Raw genomic sequence first — 22,376 nt, forward strand, 5'->3', positions numbered from 1 at the left:
CCGCGGTTCTGGGTCGGCCTGACCGGGGGGAGTGTGGTGGTCGGCCCTTGACGGATCGGCCGACAGCGCTGGCTCCGAGGCGAGGTGTCGGTGCAGCGGCTCGCCCCCGGTCGGTGTGCTCGTCTCGGGACATGCGTAGGCGAACGCCGGGGAGTTCGGGGGTGCCGGATGCGGCACCCACCACGCACGGGCAGGGGGACCGGTGGTCTGGACGCTCGGCGGCGAACCGGGCATGGCGCTGGGCTCTGCTCGTGCGCGATGCCCGGCTCGTCACCGGGGCCGGGCGTGACCGTCCCCCGGCTACCGGCCGAGGGCCGGCAATGGGAGCAGGCCGACGCCCGCGGCACACGTTCCGGACCACAGACACCTGGCGGTCACCGGTCCCCGTGGGACTGCCGGTAGCCGCGCGGGCTGAGCACCGTCTACCCGCTCCGCTCGGCGTTATGGAAGCCTTCGCCCGGGCACCGGGGTGGCAGGCCGCCATGCCCCAGCCCCGGTCGGCCGACCCCCGCCGCGTCGGCGGACACGGTCTGGAGATCGTCGCAGCCCTCAGCAGCCGTTTGATCGTCGAGCACGCCGGTGAAGGAAAACAGATCACCGCCGACATTCCCCTCCATCAGGCCCGTTCCCCCCGACGGTCCCGGCCAGTACTACATCGACGGAGCGCCCGACGGCACTCTGAGGTAGGCCGTACGGCCGCGGCTTCGTCCACACGTACGGAGCGGACAGGACATCCGCAGGACACGACTGTCCCCGGTCAGCGTCAATGCTGGTCAGGGTCGGTCATGCTCGGAGCGGAGCTTGTGCGCCACCTCTCGGAGTTTGATGTTGTGGTGCTGGGAGAGGCGGCGCAGCACGTTGAAGGCGTCGTCTTCGCTCATGCGGTGGCGTTCCATGAGGATGCCCATGGCTTCGCCGATGGCGTGGCGGGTTTCCATGGCGTGTTCGAGCTGGTCGATGGTGCGGGCGCTGGCCAGGGCGACGGCGGCGTGGGAGGCGAGCATCCAGCCGGCGGTCTCGATGTCTTCGGTGAAGGTGCCGGGGCGGCGGGCGTAGAGGTTGAGGGCGCCGAAGTCTTCCTTGTCGGTGTAGAGGAGGATGCCGGTCATGCTGCCGATGCCGAGCTCGCGGGCCGCGTCCGCGTAGGCGGGGCAGCCCGGCTGGGGCTGGGTCAAATCGGTGATCCGGTAGGTGCGATCACCGCTTTCCCGGCGGGCGAGGTCGTAGCACGGCCCCTCACCGAGCTCGCCCTGGATACGGTCAGAGGCTTCGACCATCTCCCCGCACGAGGACAGCGTGATCGCCCGGCCCTTGCGCACCGCCAGGATCCCAGCCGCGTCGCAGCCCTCGACCAGATCCACCGCTGCCACCGAAATCGCGTCCAGTGTCTCCTGGACCGACTTCTTCTCCAGCAGATCCCGTGCCAGGACAGCCATCTGCTCAGCGAACCTCTGCCACTGCATTGCGCCACCACCCGCCTAGGTGTCCCATTGAGCCGTCCGCTCACCCTAATGTCCCAGGGCACGCCCGCCGTCGAACGCGCAACCTGAACCGGGGCGAGAGGCAGCGCGCGCCCTCCACGCCGCCACTCACCCGGGGCAAGTGAGACGGAGCGGCAGTATGACAGGAAGGCAGGAGAGGGATGGGAGCCAGCCGCGGGTCTCCCGCCGCTCTGCGTTCATGCGGCGAGAGTCTCGTCCTCGCGTCACTTCGGCACAGCCACGGGAGGCAGCACGGTCTTCTCGCCTACAGCCGCAGGCGCCCTTTTATCGCAGCCTTCGGCCCCGGATCACCGCTCTGTCGGCAGCCGGCCCCGGCCGGACGGCGTGCGCGTATCCGCCGGGACCGGCCCGTCTGCCGACGGAGTCAGTTCTTCTCGCGTACGTCGTCCGGGCAGAGCCCGGCTTCCTCCATCGCCTCCCGCATGGTGCGCCCGGTGGCACCGTCCGCCTGCTCGGCGGTCGTCTTCTCCTCAGGTGCCTCGATGACGTCGTCGGTGGACGTCGTCTTCGGACGGTTCTCCTCGGGAACGGTCACAGCTTCTCCTTGCTCGTTACTGTTGCGACGCGGGCTCAGGCCGGGTGGTCCGGCTGCTGCTCCGGAGGCGTACCGCCGCCTTCTCCTCCGCCCTTGTTTCCGCGGTCCGTGCCATGAGCGCGGCCACCGCCCTCGTGGCCGGGCTGCGCCGCCTTGCGGGACTGGCTGTCCTGCGGAGTGCCTGCTCCCTTGTCACTGCGCCGCAGCTCGGGCTGTTGCGGGTTCGACATCGCTCCTCCTCGCTTCGCCTGTGTTCATCGAGAGGCTTGTCAGTTACGGGTGGCGCATGGGCCCCTTGTGAAACGTTCAGCGAGGCATCCGCGGCGAGAACGTCAGCCGCCAGGCGACGGGGGCGTTCCAGCACAGGGTCCGGCGCGCGTTGCGCTTGCCCCGACGTTTGTCGGGGCGCTCGTCGGCGCCGGTCTCGTTCGGGCTGCGGGCTGGCTGCGGCAACGTTCCTGTAGCCCGCAACAACGCCTTCAAGATGCCCTGCTGCGGTCCAGCGGGCCCCACGTCCCCGGCTGCTCGGTGATGATCCGCGGGCCTGCTCGGCACCGTGCAGGACCCACGGCCGGGTACCGGGGTCCTTGACGCGGGGCAGGTGGCAGTAGTCATACAGCCGTCGAGCCACCCAGACACGCACGGACCGGGTCCCCCACCAGTCCTCGACATCCAGCGGGCTGGCCGAAAGGCCCGGCATTCCGACGCCGGTCAGATCATCTGAGCTGCAGCCGGTCACCAGGTCATATTCCGGTCCGCAGGACCAGCGGACGTACAGGCCCTGGCGGCGACCAAGGAGGCGGACCAGGTCGTCGAGGCTGGTGAGGGTCGGCATAGCGGTCTTCATGAGCTTGGTCGCGCGGGGGTGGGGTCAGGTGGCGAGAAGGGCGTCATCCTGCGCGGGCACGGCGCCGGCCAGTCGGCGCCGGGCGGCCAGGAATGCCGAGTCGATGTCGCGGGTGCCGGTCGAGACGCACAGCGTGTAGGCGACGTCCTCCATCCGGCGACGCGTTTCCTCAGTTCCCCTTTCGGCATGCAGGGTCTGCAGCGTCTCGTACTGCTCGATGAGGTCCTTCAGCACCGCCGGGTGTGCCATGAGCATCGCGATTCTCCCTTTTCGCCCTACTCACATGAGTGATACACCGATGCGTGTTCCCCGGGCTCCGGGCGCCATGCCGATGCATCTGCAAGACCTGGACCGGGTGCTCGGCAGTGTGCAACTGCTCTGCCAGCGGCGGGAGGAGACGGCACCGGCCTCGGAAGCCGGGCAGGAAGCGGACGCGTCGACGGCGGCGACCACGCAGACCAGGTAGTCCCTCGGCCCGCCGCAAGTGCGTAGCTCGTGCCGGGATACGAAGCCGGCGATTCCAGGCTGTGCACCAGACTTTCGTGTGGACGCGAACCAACCGGGTATTCCGCCCCGCATGGCACTACGTCAGCCTCCTGCCACCTCCCGTCTCCGGCGCCGTGCGTACCGTCACCGTGTTCCTGAGCACGGCCACACCGCTCCCCCGCCGGTGCGGTGGGCTGCGCAGTGACCGCAGACGACGGCCTCGCGGCGCGGCTCGTCGCGTCCGCCGCGAAGGGCGGTGCCGTCGAAGAGGTCCCCCGCCGGCTGTGTGCGGCCGTCCGCGACGCGCTGGGGGTGGATGGTGCGACCGTGTCGCTGTTGACCGACACGCCTTCCCGCCAACTGCTCGCCGCGTCGGACGATGCCGCGCTGTGCCTGGAGGAGATCCAGTTCACGGTGCTGGAGGGCCCCTGCATCAGTGCCGCGCACACGGGTGAGCTTGTGGCCGTGGACGACCTTGCGGGCGAACTCACACCGTGGCCGCTGTTCGGGGCGGCCATGCGGGAGAAACTGCCGCACGTGAGATCGGTGTACGCACTCCCCCTCTTCTTCGGCGACTACGTACTGGGATCGATCGACCTGCTGGGGCGTCGGGCCCACGCCCTGCACGGTGAGAGTCTGGAGATGGCCTCCGAGGTGGCCGATGCGGTGGCAGCCGCGCTCCTCCCGGTACGCGAAGTGATCATCACCGGTTCTCAGCCGCCTGCCTGGGAACCGGAGCCGGTCGTGCGTGCCCACTGGTTCGACACCGCGCGTGCCGTCGTGGCCTTGGCCGCGCGCCGACGGCTGAGCCACGAGGACGCGCTGGCCGTCATGCGGGCCAATGCCTTCCGCACCGGGAAGACACTCGCGGACATCACCGCGGACATTCTGCGCGGCCCCCCGAACGCGTCTTGAGCATGCGCTGGGTGTTTGCTCATGCGGTGCGCGAAGCGAATGCCGCGACTCGGTTCACCCGATGGCACCGTCGCGATGGGACGCGCCCTCCCGGAGAGGGACGCCACCGCCGTGCGAAGCCGCCTGGCAACTGGATCGGCTCAGTTCGACCTCTTCTAACCTGTCTTGGCGCGCCTTTGGTGGGGTGTCATGAGGAAACATCGTCGTCAGGATCTTCCTCGATCGAGGTGAGTTCACCGACGCGCCGGACAACCTCGCGAGCCGGAAGCGCGAACACGTCCACACCCTGAAACAACACTCGATCCGTCTGGGACGAGGGCCTTCCCAGCTCGATAGCTTCGAGCATGTCGCGCATGCAGTGGATGCTGATCATCAGCCCGCTGGGACGGAACACGTGTTGTCCCGGCCGGTCGGACTCCGAGATCGCAGAAGGATCGCGGAGCGAGTCCAACGCGGTGTTGGCCGTATGTCGAGTCATACCGATCCGCAACGGGCCAACGCCGTTTTGTGGGGCGAGGTCGAAGTCCATGCGGGCATGATCCCAAACAGGTCTGTCAGCGAGTTACGAAGGGCCATCCCGTCCCGACAGGTTACAGAGTGTGAGGGCTCCACAGAAGTTGGACCAGAACCCGAGAACCGACAGCACATGTACACGAGTTCGGGAGGCGTCGGCGGTGCATCGTGTTCGATGTTCATGAGAAACGACAGCGCTAGTGCACCCACTTCCCGAGTAGCGGCTCTGCGGCGGCGCCACGGAGACTCCGCAAAAACCCGTTGGCAGACAAGGGCGACCACTGCTACGTTTCCGGCGGCCGTGCGAGAGATCGAGGAGGTGGTACCCGTGAACGCAGTATCGACATGGGTGCTCCCCTCCGGGGTCACGGTCGGGCGATAGGTCGTCCGGGAGCGCCGTTCAAGCGCACTCCCGAAAGGCACCATCATGGCCCTTCACTTCACTACCGAAAAGCGCCTCGACGACGGCGTCCTCGAACGCGAATTCACCCTCGGTCAGATCCCCGGCATCCTGTGGACGCCCGCATCCGCACCAGCGCCGCTGATCCTGCTCGGCCACCCCCCGCTCGGACTGCACAAGATGTACCCCCGACTGGCGGCCCGAGCCCGGGCCTGCTCAGCGGCCGGCTTCGCCACTGCCACCATCGAGCATCCCGGAAGCGGCGACCGGCCCCGTTGGCCCGCCGCCGAACAGGCCCGCGCCGACCTGCGCCGGGCGATGGAGGCAAGCAAGCCGGTCAGCGACGAGATCATCGACGCCCTCATCCTCCCGCTGGTCGACAAGGCAGTCCCGGAATGGCAGGCCGCCCTGGACGCCCTCCTGTCGCTGCCCGAGATCGGCGGCCCGGTCGGGTACTCGGGGGGAGTGATCTCCATCGGGACCCGGCTAGCGGTGGTCGAGCCGCGAATCTCGGCCGCCGTTCTGTTCGCCGGGAGTTTCGTCCCCCGGGCCACGTTCGAGGAGGCCCGCCAGGTCACCATTCCGCTGCACGTCCTGCTGCAGTGGGACGACGAAGGGAACGACCGGCAGGCGGCCCTAGACCTGTTCGACGCCTTCGGCTCCAAGGAGAAGACCCTGCACGCCAACATGGGCGGGCACACCGGCGTCCCGCAGTCCGCAGGCGACGAAGCGGGCCGATTTCTTGCCCGGCACCTGAAGTGAGGCCGGGCCGTCAGACCGGCAGCGTGCGGTAACTGAGGTCGGCCGGCATGCCGCTCATCGAGGACAGGTACCGGCCCTCCGCACCTCTCTACACCGTGGGCCCCTGCTGAACTTTCGGCAGGGGCCCGTGTTGGCTGAAGTGATGATCTGTTCGATTTCTGCAGAGCTCCGAGTGCTGCCCAACTCGTGTACATGTGCTGTCGGTTCTCGGGTTCTCATGAACAAAGCCAACGGTTTGCTTACGAAGTTGGACCGCTGCTCTACCAGCTCCTCAGCACCTTGATGAGTGGATCAACAGACGCGAAGATGCGCGGATGGTCCAAGCCAAGGGAGACGCAGTAAGGCTGGGAACGGTGGCGATAACCCGGGCGGCGGGCACCATCGGTTGTGTGGCGCGGGAGGCGCTGCGAGGCGAGGCGGACCGGTTGATCCTCCTCGACCATGTGCCGCTGCGCCGAGAGGCCGAGAACGAGGACGTCCACACCGTGGACCTGCGGGACGCCGCCGCTGTGGAGTCGGCCCTGGCGGGAGCCGACCGGGTGCTGCACTTGGGTGGCGTGCCCGACGAGGCACCTCTCCCCGATCTCCTCGAAGCCAACGTACTCGGCACGCACCACGTCCTGGAGGCTGCCCGGCGCACAGGCATCGAGCGGGTGGTGCTGGCCAGCAGCAATCGTGTGATCGGCTTCTACCCGACTGAGCATCTGACCGGTCCGCAGGATCCGGTACGCCCTGACGGCCTCTACGGGGTGAGCAAAGCCGCCGTCGAGGCGCTCGGGCAGCTGTATGCCGACAAATTCGCTCTGTCCGTCGTCTGCCTGCGCATCGGCAGCTTCGAGCACCTGCCCACCGAGCCCCGGCACCTGGTGACCTGGCTGAGCCCGCGCGACGCCATCGGTTTCATCCGGGCCGCCCTCGCCGCACCGGCCTCCACCCGCTTTGTCACCACGTACGCCGTCTCCAACAATGCCCGCCGCTTCTGGGAACTCCCCGACCCGGCAGAACTGGCCTACACACCAGTCGACGATGCCCAGCTCCATGTAGCTGACATCCCCATGCCGGACCACCCGGCCGACCCAGGCGCGCCCCAGGCCGGCTCCTATGCCCTGCCTGAGTTCACCCTCAAGCACCTTCGACCTTGACCCCGGGATGCGGGGCGGCAGTCACCGACGTCGCAGAGGCCACGTCTACAGTGCCGTCACCCATGCCCCGGTTGCTCGCCCATGCCCCTCGGCCTCAGAAGGAGCCGCCAGGCAGCGACCCAACTTCGGTGACAATCGGTCCGACTTCAGTGGGTGAGGCTGCCGCCGGCGTAGAACATGCCGCCGTTCTCGGCATCGACATGGAAATCACCGCGCGCAAGCCCGGGACCAGAGGTTTCACCCCGATCCCGAAGCGGTGGGTCGTCGAACGGACCTATGGCTGGGTCATGCTGCACCGCCGCCTGGCCCGCGACTACGAAACCCTGCCCACCCGCTCCGAAGCCGTGATCCACATCGCCATGACCGACCTCATGGCCCACCGACTCACCGGCGAGAACATCATCTCCTGGCGCGACCCGACACCGCAGACCAACGACAGATTCCGGGACGGAACATCGGACGAAAACGACCTCTCACCGGAACGGGCCGCTGTCGGCGAAGGCGTGCGCGGCGAAGCGTTCACCCATCCGGCGGTAGGCGGCGGCGGTGGGGTGCAGGCCGTCGGCAAGGTCGTCCACCTCGTCCGGGCCGAGCAGTTCGCGTCCGTCGAGGTAGTGCGGGTGGGGATCGCGCGCTCGTCGGGCCGCCACGATTCGGGAGAGTTCGTCACGGACCACCTTCAGTGACAATGCCCCCGGGCCACGTCGGCCGGGTCGCCCAGGGCTGTGCTTTTCCCGTCCGGGCCCATCGCGGCCGGGCGTCTCTTCAAATGCCGGGCTGTGCACCGGGGACATCAGCACAGCTACTTGTTCCTCATCGCTGCCTCCGCCAAGCCTTGAAGCATCTGGCGCCGCCCTCTGCACACTCACGTCAGAAGATGATATCCCTCTTCTTGCGGAGCACCCCATGCTCGAGCGCTTTCACTAGAGGCGGGTACACGCGCGCACTCCTGAAAGTCTTCTTTGCCCTTATTCGCAGCAGCCTTTCCTTCACCCTGACATGGAGGAATGTAGCGCCATAATGGACGGCGATCAGGGTTAAGATAAGTCCAATCCGCCACTCAATACCGGGTATCGCCGTATTGAAAATAGCCAGGATTACACCACAGACTGCCGCAATCCCGGTCACCACTCTCAGGAAAAGTGAGATTTGGATGACGAAAACAAGCCTGGTCATGAGCCGCCAACATGTTCGACACCTGGGCACACTCACTACCTGGAAATACGTAATCGAGGTACTTCCGAAAACATATTCATGAGTCCATCCGCCCGCTGAAACTTCAATTCGGTGCATGTACATTCTCTGCGCCTGCTCGCGTCCGCAGTACCAGCACTCATCAAACACGGATGATACCCCCAGAACTTACACCTAGCACGGCTGCCAACCGATACTTGGCCTCTTTATACCCACCCCCAAGGGCGCCAGCTTGCGATGACCGACGGATCCGAAAGTCGCTGTCGGGTCAGATACTGAACCTCCCGGTGCACTACGGTTACCAGCGCGCCGACCTCCTGACAACTGGTGCAGAAGTAGGAGGCCCTGCGGGGATCGGTATACCAGCCCTTGGGAGCGACTCCCGTCAGTCGAGCATTGCAGAACGCACACTCTAGAATTCCGTCGCCGAGGTATACAAACTCCCCAGTCTCCCTACGGCGCATCCGGTAGAGAACCTTGACTATCTGGTCCACCGTCAGTCCTGCATCGCGTGTCATTACTGACAGTCCTCGTTTCCAACGACGACTTGTGCATCTCATCTGATCAAAACTGGATCGGGACCGATACCGCGTCACAGCCGCCGCCACACCGGGCGAGGCCGGGCCGAACAATGCTCCGAACTTGACGGTGAACCCCTGTTTACGATGCGGATAGTGCGATTGCTGTTCGGGTGCTGTGGGGCTGGCCCCACAGCATGGGGCATCGGACGGCCGGGGGCGGCTTCGGTTCGGTGGTGGCCGGAGTGGCGGGGAAGCGTTCGGCGGCGAGCTGCGCGCGGGGCACGGGCAGCAGCCCGGTGTCCGGCTCGGAGGTGGTGCGGGTGGGCCCGGTGCCCAGTGGGCGGCGACCCGCCATCCCTGAATTCTCTCGGGGCCGGGGAAGTTGTCCCTCATCGTCTTGGGATTTGCTCCAACCCGGCCCGAGCGGTGGTGCATGCCCGGGCCGGCACAATTACGAGGTCCCAGGGCGCCGCGATCGCACGTAGGCCAGATTGTCGATCGCTTCGGGATGGCCGCGCTCAGCAGCCTTGGCCAGCCAGCTCTCCGCCTGCGACAATTGTCCCTCCTGGACTAGCAGGTATCCCAGGTTGTTCATCCCGTCGGTGCTCCCGGAATCGGCTGCCTTCCGAAACCAGTGCTTGGCCTCCGCCGCCCTTCCCTGCCGCATGAGCTGGTCTCCCAGCCGGCACATCGCCGAGGTGTTGCCCCCCTCGGCAGACATGACCAGCACTTCGTCCATCGACGTCGCTGTCACCAAACCGGGCTGTCGGGCTGTCCGCCGCCGCGCCCACCATTCCGTCAGCCTGCTCACACCCGCATGGTTTCACGGCACCGTCCTGTCCGGGTTTCGATTAGCCATTCCCGCAGCATTAGGCTGGTCGTAGTCGTTGCGCGGCATGGTCACAGGCTCCTCCATCATCCCTGGCCAGAGCACCCGTGGATCATGTCCAGCGCCCGCGCACCACCAGTTCGGGCACAGTCCACTCGGATGTGTGGTCGCAGGCGCATATTCGGGCACGGTGGTCCTGCCACCTCTGACACTTCGGTTCAGGGGGAGGGTGCCACCGGCGGAGAAGCGTCGGGCGGCCGCCGAACGACTGTTTCAGACTGCGTGAGGACGAGGCGTTGACCGCGGTGCACGTGCGTACGGTCACGGAGGGCCTTGAGGTGTCGGAGCGGACGGTGTGGCGCTGGCTCGCGCCGCCGAAGCAGGGTGGTGTCGCTACTGTCGTTCGGTACCTGTACCCCCTTTCGGGCGCGATGCTCTTGAGCTGCGCGCTCATGCACATGTGGTCGGCGATCATTTGCCGGACCAAGGTCCTGACGTCGGGGTTCGAGGTGTCCTTGCGGCCGATCTTGCGGGTGCCAACCCTTGGGGTGCCGGCCCACCTCGCCGCTTGCGCCCGTCCGACCCGGCAACGCCCATAGTCGTCGCGCCCTGCACGAGCAGGGCGATCCCGTGGGCACCGTACGAGGCGGGCAGCAGCGGCGGCACCACAGCCCCGCATGTCTGGTCACCTGCCGAGCACCGAGTCGAACGCCTTACGGATGTCCGACTTCGAGGGGGAGACGAACTGGTTACCCGGGCCCAAGTCGTACATGTAGTACTTGTAGTGCAGGACGGCCGGGCAGCTGGTGCCCCCGATCTGGACCGAGCGGGCGGAGAGGCGTTTGCCGGTGCGCAGTTCGTAGACCTTGAGGGGGATCCTGGCCTTGTAGAAGGTGACCCGGTGCGGGAGATACCGGGACTTCTTGTTCTCGTAGGAACAGGTCTGCACGGCGCTGCCGTTCTCCGCTTCGTCGGCGCAGACCACCAGCGCTGCCTTCGCCGGGTCGGTCGTGCGCCACGAGCCGGGGAGCCTGTCGGTGTACTCCGCGTCGCCGAGGAACAGGGCGCGGGCGGAACCCTTGCGGAAGGGCGGGGCCGCGCTGTACTTCGCGGGCTTGTCGCAGTAGCCGGACGAGGCGTCCGACGCGGCCTTCACCAGCTCCCGCACCTGGTCCAGTTCGATGGCGACGGTGGCCTTGCGCACCCCGCCGCGGGCCCGGCCGGCCCGGCTGTCGGCCGGGTACTCGGCGAGAAGCCTTCGGTACTGCTCTCGCGCCTCGTGCCAGGCGTCCCGCGTCATCAGCCGGTCGCCGCAGCCCATCAGGGCGGCGGGTTCCGTGCGGGCCGCCGTGGAGGCGGAGCGGTCCAGGACGTCGTGGCCGCGTGTGCGCTCGCGCAGCCAGGCGGTGAGGGCGGCCGTGTCGCAGGAGTCGTCGGTCGGCAGCGCCTCGAGGAAGCCGTCCAGGACGGTCCCGACGGTCTGCTCGTTGCCGGGTTCGTCCAGCACGGCGGCGAGCGTGCCGAAGCCGCGGCCCAGTTCCTTCGTGCTTCCCGTGCGCGCCGCCCGGGCCAGGGCGGACGCGGCGCCATCCAGTCGCCGGCACGCCCGCACGACCGCGTCCCCGGGCTTCACCACCGGGGCGCCCGCCAGCCGGTGCCCCCGCCCCACCTCGCCCTGTGCCGCTGCGGCGGCTTCGCAGTCTCCGGCCTGACGGGCCGTCGCGACACGGTTCTCGATGCCGTGGGCGTCCACGCGCAGCAGCACCGCTGCCAGCAGGACCGCGAGCGCCCCGGCCAGGGTCGCTGCGCGCTGACCGCTGCGTACCGCGTGCTCGGGCCACCGCCGGGCGAGGTGGCGGCCGTGTGCGATGCCACCGGCCCACCACAGGAGCAGCAGCACCTCGGCCCAGGTCTCGGCGGATCTCGCCACGGCGGTCAGCAGCATGACCGAGCCGAGCACGGCGACCGCCGCCGCACGCCATCGGCGCAGCAGCAGGTAGCCGATGCCGAGCAGCGTGGCGTTGCCGAGAGCCACCGCCGTCGGGTCCGGCGCGGCCGCAGCCGGGGACGGTCGGCGCGCGTACGCCGAGTACGCCGGATCGGTGTGTTCCGTCATGGCGCGTCGACCTCCCTCGCCCCGGTGGCGGTCGGGTGGGCCGCGAAGTAGGAACGGCCGCTGCCGCCGCTTACGGTCCACAGCGCCGCGCCGTCGAGCACCGCGATCAGGAGCGCGGCGAGATTCGGCGCACCGCCCGCGAGTGACCCGAGGAGCGCCAAGAGCATCGAAAGTGTCACCAAGCCCAGGCAGACGATCAGCACCACACGGACCCAGGTGTGCCGCCGGTGCGCCAGGACGGCAGAGGCGATCAGCATCGCCGCCAGCCCCCAGCAGAGCAACGCCACGAACCAGGCCAGGCCCCACGACATGATCAGGTCCTGCCCGTGGTCCTGCTTGTTCCGGTTCTCCGCGATGACCGCCCAGCCGCCGAAGACGCACCCGACCGCGTGGCCGGCTGCCACCACCAGGACGAAGATCAGCGCCCCGGGCATCTTCCCCCTCCGGGAGTCCCCCGGGCCCTGCGCGTCCCGCGCTGCCTGCATCACCGTCACCTCATCCTTCGTCGTCCCATGTCCACGTCCACGTCCGACGTCTTCGTCGCCGGGGCCGCCATGTCCTTCGGGCAGGTGCGGCCCAGTCCTCAGTCGACAGCCGCGCGGGGTTGTTCGGCAGGCCCCCTCCCGGCACCGAACAACCAGGTCGGGCGACCGGCACGCGGGGCGCTCGACGGCCCAGGGCCCCGCAGGAGGGCGGGTTCCGGCCCGTGCGGCGGGAGGATCCGTGAGGATCGGGTGAACTGCTGTGTGCCGCAGGGCAATACGTCAGAGGGTCGATCCGACGGGGACGCGGGGAAGGGGGCCAGATGCCGGGGCAGTCAGGGCCGGGTCGTGCCGAGGGCGAGCTCGACCCGGCGGCCGGGCCGGTGCAGCGGTTCGCCGCGGGGCTGCGCGCGCTGCGCGAGTCGGCGGGCAGACCCACCTACCGGGACATGGCTCGGCGGGCGCGCTACGGCGTGACCACCCTGTCCCAGGCGGCGGCCGGCAGGCAGTTACCCACCCGCGCGGTGACGCTCGCCTACGTCGAGGCCTGCGGCGGTGACCTCGACGAGTGGGAGCGGCGCTGGCACGAGGCGTCGCGGGAACTGGCCGCCGAGTCCGCCGCCGACCGCAGCATCCGGCCCCCCTACCGTGGCCTGACCCGGTTCGAGCCGGGCGACGCCGAGCTGTTCTTCGGCCGCGGCCGGCTCGTGGAGCGGCTCACCGAGCTGAACCGCAAGCACCGCTTCACCGCGGTCTTCGGCCCCTCAGGCAGCGGCAAGTCCTCCCTGCTGCGCGCCGGTCTGATCCCCCGCCTGGGCGAACCCGGTGACGAGCCGCCTCCCGCCGCCGTACGCATCCTCACCCCAGGCCCCGACCCGCTCCGTACGCACGCCGAGCGGCTCGATCCGGTGCCCGGCACGGACGCCGACACCTGGCTCATCGTCGACCAGTTCGAGGAGCTGTACACCCTCGGTGCCGACCCGGCCGACCGGGACGCCTTCATCGACCGCCTGGTCGCCGCCACCGACGCCGGCAGCCGGCTGCGTGTCGTCCTCGCGGTACGGGCCGACTTCCTCGGTCGCTGCGCCGAACACCCCGCACTCACCGCCGCGTTGCAGGACGCCACCCTCCTCGCCGGGCCGATGAGCCGCGCCGAGCTGCGCGATGCCATCGTCCGGCCCGCAGCCGTGGCCGGCCTGATCGTCGAACGCGCCCTGACCGAACGGCTCCTCGACGAGGTCGAGGACGCCCCGGGCGGACTGCCCTTGATGTCGCACGCCCTGCTGGAGACCTGGCGTCACCGCACCGGTCGCGCCCTGACCGAGACGGCCTACGAGGCGGCCGGCGGACTGCACGGCGCCGTCGTCCGGACCGCCGAGCAGGTGTACGGCGAACTCACGCCGGACCAGGCTGAGCTGGCCCGGCGCATCCTGCTGCGTCTCGTCACCCCGGGCGACGGGGCCGCCGACACCCGCCGTCCCACCGCCCACGCGGAGCTGGACCTCGGCGACCCCGAGGACACCCGGCTGGTCCTGGAACGGCTGGCCCGGGCCCGGCTTCTCACCTTCGACGACGGCACCGCCGACCTCGCCCACGAGGCTCTCATCACCGCCTGGCCACGACTGCGCGCCTGGATCGACGCCGAACGCGACCGGCTGCGCGTGCACCGAGCCCTGTCGGAGGCGGCGCGCACCTGGCAGGAACTCGGGCACGAGAACGCCGCGCTCTACGCGGGCTCCCGCCTCGCGGCCGCGCGGGACGCCTTCCCGCCCCCCGCGCCGCGGCCCGCCCGGCCGACCGAACCACCCACCTCGCCGAGGCCCTCCCCACCGGCCTCGTCCCAGCCCTCCCCGCAGCCCTCTCCACCACCCCCTTCCCGCGGCTCGGCCGACGACGAACTCACGTCTCTGGAACGGCGGTTCCTCACCGCCTCCCTGAGGCGCCGACGCCGCGCCCTGCTGCTGCGGCGCACGGTCGTGGCGGTACTCGCCGCGCTCGCCCTGCTCGCCACCGGCACCGCCGTCGTCGCCCTCCAGGCGCGCGCCACAGCGCAGGCCCAGAGGGACGACGCGGTCTTCGGACAGCTCACCGCCGAGGCCGACCGGGCCCGCGAGACGCATGCCGGGCTGGCCGCCCGGCTCGACGTCGCCGCCTACGACATGCGCTCCACCGCCGGTCTGCGGACCCGGCTGGCCTCGGACGCGGGCCGGGTCCTGGCCACCCGGCTGCCCGGACACGACGGCGTGGGCAGTTCGGTCGCGTACGCGCCGGACGGCCGCACCCTCGCCAGCGGTGGCCACGACGGGCTGGTCAGGCTGTGGGACGCCGACGGGAAGGCGCTGGGCCCGCCGCTGCGGCTCGGCGCGGCACGCGTCGGCGCCGTCGCCTTCGCCGCGGCCCGTCGCGGCCTGCTCGCGGCCGCCGGCGACGGCGGTGCCGTCCGGCTCTGGGACGTGCGTGACCGGGAGCGGCCCCGCGCCATGGGGCGACCGCTGACCGGCCACGGCGAAGAGAACGTCGTCTCCGCCGCGTTCGCCCCCGACGGCCGGGCCCTCGCCACGGCCGGCGACGACGGCACCGTACGCCTGTGGGACGTGACCGACCCGGCCCGGCCCGCACCGCTCGGCGAGCCGGCCACCGCCGACGACTCGGACGACCGCAGCGTCCGCGCCGTCGCGTTCGCGCCCGGCGGCGGCACCCTCGCCACGGCCGGCTACGACGGCACGGTACGGATGTGGTCCTACGGTGACCAAGGCATCCGCCCCCGCGGCAAGCCCCTGCGCGCCCATACCGACCCCGCCTGGTCGCTGGCCTTCTCGCCCGACGGCCGCACCCTCGCCACCGCCGGCTTCGACGAACGCGTCCGCCTGTGGGACGTCTCGGACGCCGGCCACCCCGAGGCGCTCGGCGAACCGCTCACCGCGCACACCGCGCCCGTCATGTCCGTCGCGTTCAGCCCCGACGGCACAGTCCTGGCGAGCGCGGGCGAGGACGACGCGCCGATCCTGTGGAACGTGGCCAATCCCGCCTACCCGCAGCAGCTCGGGGAACCGCTGACCGGCCACACCGAGGCCGTCTGGGAGGTGGCCTTCAGCCGCGACGGCCGGACCCTCGCCAGCACCGGCGCCGACGGCGGCGTCCTGCTCTGGCACCGCCCGCCGACCGTCCTCACCGACTTCACCAACCCCGTGACCGACGTCGCCTACAGCCCCGACGGCCGCCTGCTCGCCGCCGCCAGCACCGACGACGGGCTCGTCCGCCTGTGGGACGTGCACCACCCGGACCGGCCACGCCGGCTGCCGCGGCCGCTCGCCCACGACGACCGGGTGCTGACCGTGGCGTTCGCCCCGGACGGCCGTACGGTCGTCAGCGGCAGCGGGGACGGCACCGTCCGTCTGTGGGACGTCGCCGAACCGGACCGTCCCGAGCCCTTGGGCGAACCCTTGGAGGCACATGACGACGCCGTGCACGCCGTCGCCTTCACCCCGGACGGCCGAGCCCTGGCCACCGGCGGCGAGGACGACACGGTGCGGATCTGGGACGTCCGCCGACGCGACGCCGTACGACCACTCGGCGCGCCCCTGCGCGGCCACGAGGACACGGTCGGCACGCTGGCCTTCTCCCGGGACGGGCGCCTGCTGGCCACGGGCGCGGAGGACGCAACGGTGCGGCTGTGGACACTGAACGGGGCACTGCGTGTCCACCCAGGCGCAGTGCTCGATGGCCATGAAGGGGCCGTCGAGGCAGTGGCGTTCGCCCCGGACGGCAGGACGCTCGCGACGGGCGGCGACGACCGCACGGTGCGGCTGTGGCGAACCGACCGGTCGGGCCGCGCCGAGCCACTGGGCCAGGAGCTGACCGGGCACCGCGCCGCGGTCCGGGCCCTCGCCTTCGCCCCGGAAGGCAAGACCCTCGCCACCGGCAGCAGCGACCGGACGGTGCGCCTCTGGGACGTGACCGACCCGGCCGGCGCCCAGCCCTGGGGCGGGGAACTCACCGGCCACCTCGACACCGTCACCACGGTCTCCTTCAGCCCCCGCGGTGACACCCTCGCCTCAGCGGGCTACGACCTGACGGCCCGGGTGTGGACGCTGGACACCGACCGGGCGGCGAGCTATGTCTGCAACCGCACGGCCGGTGCCCTCACCCGCGCCGACTGGCAGGAGGCCCTGCCCCGGCTGCCGTACCGGAACGTGTGCGAGGGGCGCGGTTAGACGCACGCCGGGAGGTGCGCGAGCGGCACCGCTGAATCCCACCGGCGGCCGGTGCGCGGGGATGCCGCTCGTCCCGGAGAACTCCGAGCTGCGCGTCTCGCCCGGTATGGTCCCGCCATGCCTCCACCGCGGCGACCCGAGCCCGGCGCCCCCGCCGAAGTCCCCCACGTCGAAGCCGGTTCCGCCTGGAGGGCAACGAGTCCTGCCTGCTCACGGCCCGCCTCAACCGCCACTGACGGCACGGCGCCCGCGGAACGGCGGCTCTCCTAAGGTTTGCTGAACTTCAGTACGGCACCGTCCTCGTCGTGTCCGACGACGACCGCCTTCAGCGTGTCGCCGAACCCGGCCTCGCCGCCCACGCCGCCGAGCTGCATCAGGGTGCCGGGCGTGCGGAAGGTGACGTAGTCGTCGGCGACGGAGATGTGCAGGTCGACGCCGTTGGCCGTGAAGTCCGCGGTGGAGGCCACGAGGACCTCGCAGGAGCCGTCCGAACAGGCCGCGTAGTCCTTGCCGTTCGCCGCTTCCGGGAGCGGCCCGGTGGTGGTACCGGACTCGGGCGAGGCCGTGGAGGTCCCCTCGCGGCCGGGCCGCCAGCCCGGCGCGCACTGCTCGGCCCGCTTGTACGCGGCCGCCAGCCGGGCGTCCTTCTTCGCCAGGGCGGGCAGATCAGGATCGGGCGGTGCGAGCGAGCCCTGCACGAGTGCGTCGACTTCCGCGGCACTGCCCGGTGCCTGTTCCAGGTCCACCGCCGGTGACACGCCGTCGAGTTCGGAGACGACGCCCTTCACCTTCTTCCGCCAGGCGTCGAGCATCCGGTCGGCCGCGGGCACGCCCGATGGGCCGAGCCCGGTGAGGTCGCTCTCCACCGACCGCACCCGTGACGGCGTCCTGGCGAGGTAGCCGATCGCCTGCGCCTGGGAGGACAGGGCGGACTCCCCCGGCTCCCGGATCTTCTTCAGCTCCTCGGCGCTCTGCGTCCGCAGCTCCTCGACCTCGGCAGCGGACGCGCATACACCGCCGGCCCACCGCACCAGCTCGCCGGAGGGCGCCCGCGACGACGCCGTGGCGGGGGCTTTCCGGCCCTGTGCCCCGCCGCCCCCACTCTCGTCCGTCCCTCCCCCGCAACCGACGACGCCCCACACCAAGCCGGCGGCCACCATGCCGGCCACCACGCTGGTGACACCCCTCCACGCGGCCATACCCCGCCCCCTCTCCGTGCCTGACCCGGCCTTCACGGCCTGAGTTGCTGCGACCAGGACCAGTTCAGCGAGGGAGGACATTGTTCGGCCACCCGGCCGGCAGGGGTGAACAACGACCGCCTCCGCTCCGGGGCGGACGCGGCCCGCACGGAATTCCGAGGCTCGCGGGCGCGTACGGCCCGTCTCCGCGCCCCAGCACCGGATGATCACTGGCTGGCCCTACTCGTCGTGGCCCCACTGGAGACCGGCCGACCCCTCGGACCGCCGAGCTGGACGCCGTCCGGCTGGAAGCAGGTGGCGAGCCGTCAACGGGCTGAGGTTACTCAAGATCCGGATCGTGCGGATCACCGTCTCGGAGGCCTCCTCCGCCATGCCCCAGCCCGGGCCGGCCCCCACCGCGTCGACGGATGCGGTCTGGAGGTCGTCACGGCCCTCAGCAGCCGTTTGATCGTCGAGCAGGCCGGTGAAGGAAAACAGATCACCGCCGACGTCCCCCTCCACCCGCCTCGCTCTCCCGACGCTCCCCCGACGCTCGAATCAGGCACAAGATCATCCGACACCCTCAGAACTGTGCCGCCCACCAGCCCAACTGCCCACACCCCGAACCAAACTCCTCCCGAAATGATCCGTAAGGGTCGTGAGCAGGGAGGTCGCGTACTGACTGGCTCTCATGCGGTCGCCACGGGGACGTAGTCTCTGCTGGCATGAACAGTCAGGCCGATGGGCGTTCGGTGTCTGCGGGCCGGCGCCGCCCCAAGATCAGCAAAGGTGATCTGCGGGAGCAGACACTGTTGGACGCGGCGGAGGAGATGCTGCGGCGATCCACATATGCCGAGCTGACGATGGAGGCTGTCGCGAAGAAGGCGGGTATCACCCGATCCGCTGCGTACTTCTACTTCGCCTCCAAAGAGGACTTGGTGCACACCGTGATCGAGCGTGCCACCCAATACATCTACACCGGTATTGAGGCCTCCGCCGAAGCCCGGGACAGCACCGGGTTGCAACGAGCCATCGATGTCCAATTCGACAACTGGCGCCGACACGGTCACATCTTCCGCGTTGGTGTCGAACTGTCCGCCCGTGCCGAGTACCGGCAGGTGTGGGTCTCTCTCATGGGACACGGCATCGACCTGGCCTGCCGGGCAGTCGCGCACGACCGCGCGCGCGGACTGGTCAAGGGCGATCCCGAGCAGGATCGCGCCCAGCTAGAAGCCCTCGCCTGGATGGGAGAGCGAACCTGCTATCTGCTCTTCACCCGTGACCACAGCGAAACCGAGGAGGAACAGCTGCGTATCACCCTCAGAACCCTCGCCCACCGCGCCCTTGGTTACATCACCACCGAGTAGCCCAGTCTCAGGGGTACGACCCGTACGCGGTCCAGCATCCGCAGTATGGAGGCCCTGGCCGGCTCTTCGGCGGAACCAGCATCGCGGTGTGGACCATCGAGCAGTGGCGGGCCCTCTCCTGGGGAGCTGCCCGGCGCGACGCCGCCGCCAGCCTGAGACGCGAAGCCCACGCGGGTCGGCCGGCGCACGGCAGGGGCCAGCGTGGCTCGGGCAGGCCCGGCTCGTTGAGCATCAGGCCGCGCCGTACGCCCTGTGGCGCGGCGCTGACCGCCGTAGCAACGCGAGCGAGGATCGATGCCGAAGAAGTCCGCTCACGATCCGACGTACGGCTACGAATCGGAGACGAAGACGGTCCGGGTCGATCAGCACGACCTGGCGCGGCTGCTGTTGATGTTCCGGAAGCTGATACGAGAGCTGCCGTGCGGATGCGCTGTACCACGGCTGAGCCGCTTTACGAGTGGTCCGGCGGCGCGCCGTACGACGGTGAGGCGACATTCACCTGGCTCATGCCGGGCTACGGCTCGCACGCCACCAAGGACGTACTCTTCCGGAAAGTCACAGGCCGCGCCGGGTGGAGGGCCTGCCGGACTGTGCCGAATACCGGCGCGAGGCCCAGCTCGGTGCCGAACGCCCCCGTGGCAGCGGGTGACTACGGTCGATTGCGCTTTGCCGCCCAGGTGGCTACTGATGGCTACCATCGGGAACGCCCTGACCCCAGTTGCTCTGCCGGGATCAGGGCGTTTTCACCGGGTGGTGTCCCAGCCAGACGAGCGAGGGGTCAGGACCAGGACACCTTGGTGTAGATGTTCAGATCCTTGGCAACACGCACCCAGGGAGTCGACTTGATCTTGGTCGATTTCTTGTAGCCGCACGCCTTTGCCTTGACGTACGGAAGCGTGCCGGACGACTCCGCGGCACTGCCGACCGCGCACTTGCCATCCATCCTGGTGTCCGTGGTCCTGATCGAGGCATTGACCTTCCAGACCTTCCCGTTTCGGTAGGTGTAGCACTTCTTGTACCACGTGCGGCCGTAAGGCTTGACCTGAGTGCTGGCCTTCTGGCACTTGGCCTTCGACTCGACGCTGATGCTTGCGGTTTGCGCGTCTGGTGTGGCGTGTGCGCTAGGGCCTGTCTGACAAATGATCAGCCGTGGACTCGCGGAGCCAGAGGATCAAGGAAGCCAGGACAACTCCGGCACGGTAGCGGTCGCCGAGCTTGTCGAACCGGGTCGCGATCGCGCGGAACTGCTTGAGGCGGGCGAAGCATCGTTCGACGACGTTGCGGTCGCGGTAGGTGACCTTGTCGAAGGCCGGCGGCCGACCGCCGAGGGCTCCGCGTCGGCGGCGGTTCGCCGCCTGGTCGCGGCGCTCGGGGATCGTGGCAGCGATGCCCCGGCGTCTCAGCAGATGACGGATGGACCTGCTGGAATACGCCTTGTCACCCAGCACACGGTCCGGTGTCGTGCGCGGGCGGCCCGTGCCGAGGCGCGGGGTGCGGATGCCGTCGAGGACCTGGCCGAACGCCGTAGCGTCGTTGACGTTGCCGGGCGTGAGCACAATCGACAGGGGCAGGCCCCGGCCATCGACGGCGAGATGGACTTTGGTGGTCAGTCCGCCTCGGGAGCGGCCGAGGGCCTGGCGCGCCTGCGAGCGGCCCGGAACTTCCAGTTCGTCCCCGTTCGCATCCCCTTTTTGCGGGCGCCGACTGCGTGCTGGTGGGCTCGGTTGATGGTGGAGTCGACGGAGACGGTCCATTCCACCCGGCCCACCGCGTCATCGCGGACCTGAACATGCTCCAGCAACCGTGCCCAGATGCCGTCCGCCTCCCAGCGGGCGAACCGCTCGTAGACTGTCTGCCACGGCCCGAACCGGCCGGGAAGATCCCGCCACGGAGCCCCGGTCCGCAGCCGCCACAGCACCCCGTTGACCACCTGCCGGTGATCACGCCACGGACGGCCCCGTCCGTCCACCTGAGGCAAAAGGGGCTCCATCCGCCTCCAGGCCGCATCCGTCAACTCACCTCGACCTATCACAAGATCAATTATCAGACCGGCTATAGAGTCCTGCCCGTGGCGAATCATCAGGACGAGACCAGGACGGCCTACGACGGTGTCGTCGAGCTGTACGCATCGCTGTTCGCAAACCGGCTGGAGACACAGCCTTTCTCCCGGGCCATGATCGGCACCTTCGCCGAACTGGTGCGCGCGACGGGCAACCTGCGGGCAGCGGACGTCGGGTGCGGGCCCGGACATCTGACAGCCATGCTGCACGAACTCGGCCTGGACGCGTTCGGACTCGACCTTGCCTCCGGCATGGTCGACCACGCCCGGCAGGCCCATCCGGCGCTGCGCTTCCAAGAGGCGCGGATGGAATCCCTGCCGATCGAGGACGCCGCGCTCGGCGGCGTACTGGCCCACTACTCAATGATCCACACCCCTCCTGGAGAACTTCCGGAACTGCTCACCGAACAGGTGCGCGTCCTGGCGCCGGACGGTCTGCTCCTGGTCTCCTTCTTCGGGACCGACGGACAAGAACCGGTCCGGTTCGACCACAAGGTGGCGCCCGCCTACAGCTGGCCGGTGGATCGCCTCGCCGAACTGCTGGGCGATGCTGGGCTCGATCCCTTCGCCCGGCTGCTCCACGATCCAGCCTCTGATCGGGGCTTCCTCGACGCCCATCTACTGGCCCGCCGTTCGTAGCCACTGCCCAGTCCCCCAGCCGATCGGCGCACCTCCAGATTGCCAGCTCAGCCGAATCTCGCTGATCAGACTGGAATTGTCAGACAGGCCCTAGCGGTCCCGACTACCATTCCCCCCACCATCAAGCAGGTGACGGCCAGGTGCGAGGCGGCCTCTCGAGCGAAGTGGCGCATGTGGCCCCCGAGTTCGTACACAATGTCGAATCGCTACGGAGTGATCTGTCTTGGCGCCGAACACTCCCGTGACAGCTGGTGACTACTGGCGGATACGGCCGTGGCTACGGTCGGAAACGCCCTGAGAAGCCGTCTGGTCGGATCTCGACTGCCGCCGGCGTCCGGTGACGCCTCGCTCACCGAGAGGGTGCTGGGCGAGATACAGGAGAAGGCGCACTCGTCATGACAAGAATCCACTCCGAAGTCACTGCGGGATGTGAGGGTGGTCAGGTCACGCCGAAGGCTGGGCACAAAACGCTCTGCACCGTCACCTACCAGGGTGCGGAGCTGACGTGGGACGTGTGGGTCTCCGACATCTCCGACTCCGGGCCTACGCAGTTCATCCGGTGCGACGTCTATCCTCCTGACTCGGGCGTGCTGCTGACCAAGGCGGTACGGCCGGTTCTGGGAGCAGCACCACAAGGCCGCGAAGGAAATGCGCTGCGACCGGATCCCCACCTTC

The 22,376-nt window shown here is 69.4% G+C and carries 21 protein-coding genes and 2 pseudogenes; 8 read left to right on the forward strand and 15 right to left on the reverse strand.

Going from position 1 to position 22,376, the window contains the following annotated elements; translation table 11 throughout:
* Positions 1-773 precede the first annotated feature (773 nt).
* The 6 genes and pseudogenes from ACFIF2_RS26990 to ACFIF2_RS27015 form a co-directional block, all read right to left on the reverse strand.
* Positions 774-1,463 carry a GAF and ANTAR domain-containing protein gene (locus ACFIF2_RS26990; RefSeq protein WP_395575831.1) on the reverse strand — a complete coding sequence of 230 codons (690 nt, stop codon included), beginning with the start codon at positions 1,461-1,463 and terminating at the stop codon, positions 774-776.
* Positions 1,464-1,866: 403 nt separating this feature from the next.
* Complete coding sequence (locus ACFIF2_RS26995; RefSeq protein ID WP_395575832.1) at positions 1,867-2,037, reverse strand: hypothetical protein; 171 nt, start codon at positions 2,035-2,037, stop codon at positions 1,867-1,869.
* A gap of 35 nt (positions 2,038-2,072) precedes the next feature.
* Positions 2,073-2,267: a hypothetical protein gene (locus ACFIF2_RS27000; protein WP_053125713.1), complete on the reverse strand. Its 195-nt coding sequence runs from the start codon at positions 2,265-2,267 to the stop codon at positions 2,073-2,075.
* A gap of 76 nt (positions 2,268-2,343) precedes the next feature.
* Positions 2,344-2,490, reverse strand: coding sequence for a hypothetical protein (locus ACFIF2_RS27005; protein ID WP_395575833.1), 147 nt, complete (start codon positions 2,488-2,490; stop codon positions 2,344-2,346).
* Between the two features lie 82 nt (positions 2,491-2,572).
* Positions 2,573-2,872 (reverse strand): annotated as a pseudogene (locus tag ACFIF2_RS27010) (DUF6098 family protein); the annotation flags it as partial.
* 36 nt (positions 2,873-2,908) lie between these two features.
* Positions 2,909-3,139, reverse strand: coding sequence for a DUF5133 domain-containing protein (locus tag ACFIF2_RS27015; protein WP_395575834.1), 231 nt, complete (start codon positions 3,137-3,139; stop codon positions 2,909-2,911).
* Positions 3,140-3,215: 76 nt separating this feature from the next.
* Here ACFIF2_RS27015 and ACFIF2_RS27020 point away from each other — a divergent pair, with 76 nt between their 5' ends.
* Positions 3,216-3,350 (forward strand): hypothetical protein, encoded by a 135-nt coding sequence (locus ACFIF2_RS27020; RefSeq protein WP_395575835.1) that lies wholly within the window; start codon positions 3,216-3,218, stop codon positions 3,348-3,350.
* 221 nt (positions 3,351-3,571) lie between these two features.
* A complete protein-coding gene (locus ACFIF2_RS27025; protein WP_395575836.1) occupies positions 3,572-4,285 on the forward strand; it encodes a GAF domain-containing protein in 714 nt (237 codons plus the stop codon).
* A gap of 187 nt (positions 4,286-4,472) precedes the next feature.
* Here ACFIF2_RS27025 and ACFIF2_RS27030 read toward each other — a convergent pair whose 3' ends face one another.
* On the reverse strand, positions 4,473-4,814 hold the full coding sequence (locus ACFIF2_RS27030; RefSeq protein WP_395575837.1) for a hypothetical protein: 342 nt from the start codon (positions 4,812-4,814) through the stop codon (positions 4,473-4,475).
* Between the two features lie 411 nt (positions 4,815-5,225).
* Here ACFIF2_RS27030 and ACFIF2_RS27035 point away from each other — a divergent pair, with 411 nt between their 5' ends.
* The 3 genes and pseudogenes from ACFIF2_RS27035 to ACFIF2_RS27045 form a co-directional block, all read left to right on the forward strand.
* The gene (locus ACFIF2_RS27035) at positions 5,226-5,960 is read left to right on the forward strand and encodes an alpha/beta hydrolase (protein WP_395575838.1); all 735 of its coding nucleotides are present in this window, start codon (positions 5,226-5,228) and stop codon (positions 5,958-5,960) included.
* A gap of 314 nt (positions 5,961-6,274) precedes the next feature.
* Positions 6,275-7,102, forward strand: a complete 828-nt coding sequence (locus ACFIF2_RS27040; RefSeq protein ID WP_395575839.1) for an NAD-dependent epimerase/dehydratase family protein — start codon at positions 6,275-6,277, stop codon at positions 7,100-7,102.
* A gap of 170 nt (positions 7,103-7,272) precedes the next feature.
* Positions 7,273-7,533, forward strand: a pseudogene (locus ACFIF2_RS27045) (transposase); the annotation flags it as partial.
* 439 nt (positions 7,534-7,972) lie between these two features.
* On the opposite strand, the gene ACFIF2_RS27050 reads toward ACFIF2_RS27045, so the two are convergent.
* The 4 genes from ACFIF2_RS27050 to ACFIF2_RS27065 form a co-directional block, all read right to left on the reverse strand.
* The gene (locus tag ACFIF2_RS27050) at positions 7,973-8,278 is read right to left on the reverse strand and encodes a hypothetical protein (protein WP_395575840.1); all 306 of its coding nucleotides are present in this window, start codon (positions 8,276-8,278) and stop codon (positions 7,973-7,975) included.
* 990 nt (positions 8,279-9,268) lie between these two features.
* Positions 9,269-9,628, reverse strand: coding sequence for a tetratricopeptide repeat protein (locus ACFIF2_RS27055; RefSeq protein ID WP_395575841.1), 360 nt, complete (start codon positions 9,626-9,628; stop codon positions 9,269-9,271).
* Positions 9,629-10,331: 703 nt separating this feature from the next.
* Entirely contained in the window at positions 10,332-11,762 is a 1,431-nt protein-coding gene (locus ACFIF2_RS27060) for a hypothetical protein (protein WP_395575842.1), read from the reverse strand.
* On the reverse strand, positions 11,759-12,247 hold the full coding sequence (locus tag ACFIF2_RS27065) for a hypothetical protein (RefSeq protein ID WP_395575843.1): 489 nt from the start codon (positions 12,245-12,247) through the stop codon (positions 11,759-11,761). The genes ACFIF2_RS27060 and ACFIF2_RS27065 overlap by 4 nt, the downstream gene beginning before the upstream one ends.
* A gap of 320 nt (positions 12,248-12,567) precedes the next feature.
* Between ACFIF2_RS27065 and ACFIF2_RS27070 the strand changes: the two genes are divergently transcribed.
* Complete coding sequence (locus tag ACFIF2_RS27070; protein WP_395575844.1) at positions 12,568-16,458, forward strand: WD40 repeat domain-containing protein; 3,891 nt, start codon at positions 12,568-12,570, stop codon at positions 16,456-16,458.
* A 266-nt stretch (positions 16,459-16,724) separates the two neighbouring features.
* Here ACFIF2_RS27070 and ACFIF2_RS27075 read toward each other — a convergent pair whose 3' ends face one another.
* Both ACFIF2_RS27075 and ACFIF2_RS27080 read right to left on the reverse strand, forming a co-directional pair.
* On the reverse strand, positions 16,725-17,657 hold the full coding sequence (locus ACFIF2_RS27075; RefSeq protein ID WP_395575845.1) for a hypothetical protein: 933 nt from the start codon (positions 17,655-17,657) through the stop codon (positions 16,725-16,727).
* Between the two features lie 219 nt (positions 17,658-17,876).
* The gene (locus ACFIF2_RS27080) at positions 17,877-18,158 is read right to left on the reverse strand and encodes a hypothetical protein (RefSeq protein WP_395575846.1); all 282 of its coding nucleotides are present in this window, start codon (positions 18,156-18,158) and stop codon (positions 17,877-17,879) included.
* A 203-nt stretch (positions 18,159-18,361) separates the two neighbouring features.
* On the opposite strand from ACFIF2_RS27080, the gene ACFIF2_RS27085 reads away from it, so the two are divergent.
* Positions 18,362-19,003 carry a TetR/AcrR family transcriptional regulator gene (locus ACFIF2_RS27085; RefSeq protein ID WP_395575847.1) on the forward strand — a complete coding sequence of 214 codons (642 nt, stop codon included), beginning with the start codon at positions 18,362-18,364 and terminating at the stop codon, positions 19,001-19,003.
* A 778-nt stretch (positions 19,004-19,781) separates the two neighbouring features.
* On the opposite strand, the gene ACFIF2_RS27090 is transcribed toward ACFIF2_RS27085, so the two are convergent.
* Both ACFIF2_RS27090 and ACFIF2_RS27095 read right to left on the reverse strand, forming a co-directional pair.
* The gene (locus ACFIF2_RS27090; protein WP_395575848.1) at positions 19,782-19,946 is read right to left on the reverse strand and encodes a hypothetical protein; all 165 of its coding nucleotides are present in this window, start codon (positions 19,944-19,946) and stop codon (positions 19,782-19,784) included.
* Between the two features lie 178 nt (positions 19,947-20,124).
* Positions 20,125-20,993 (reverse strand): IS5 family transposase gene (locus tag ACFIF2_RS27095; RefSeq protein ID WP_395575849.1). Its coding sequence is split into 2 segments (ribosomal slippage): positions 20,125-20,681 and positions 20,681-20,993, totalling 870 coding nucleotides; the frame shifts between segments, so codons are not numbered across the junction.
* Between the two features lie 78 nt (positions 20,994-21,071).
* Between ACFIF2_RS27095 and ACFIF2_RS27100 the strand changes: the two genes are divergently transcribed.
* A complete protein-coding gene (locus ACFIF2_RS27100; RefSeq protein ID WP_097872253.1) occupies positions 21,072-21,701 on the forward strand; it encodes a class I SAM-dependent methyltransferase in 630 nt (209 codons plus the stop codon).
* Positions 21,702-22,376 lie beyond the last annotated feature (675 nt).

This window comes from Streptomyces sp. BK79 (genome assembly GCF_044142145.1).
In the GTDB taxonomy this organism is placed as follows: domain Bacteria; phylum Actinomycetota; class Actinomycetes; order Streptomycetales; family Streptomycetaceae; genus Streptomyces.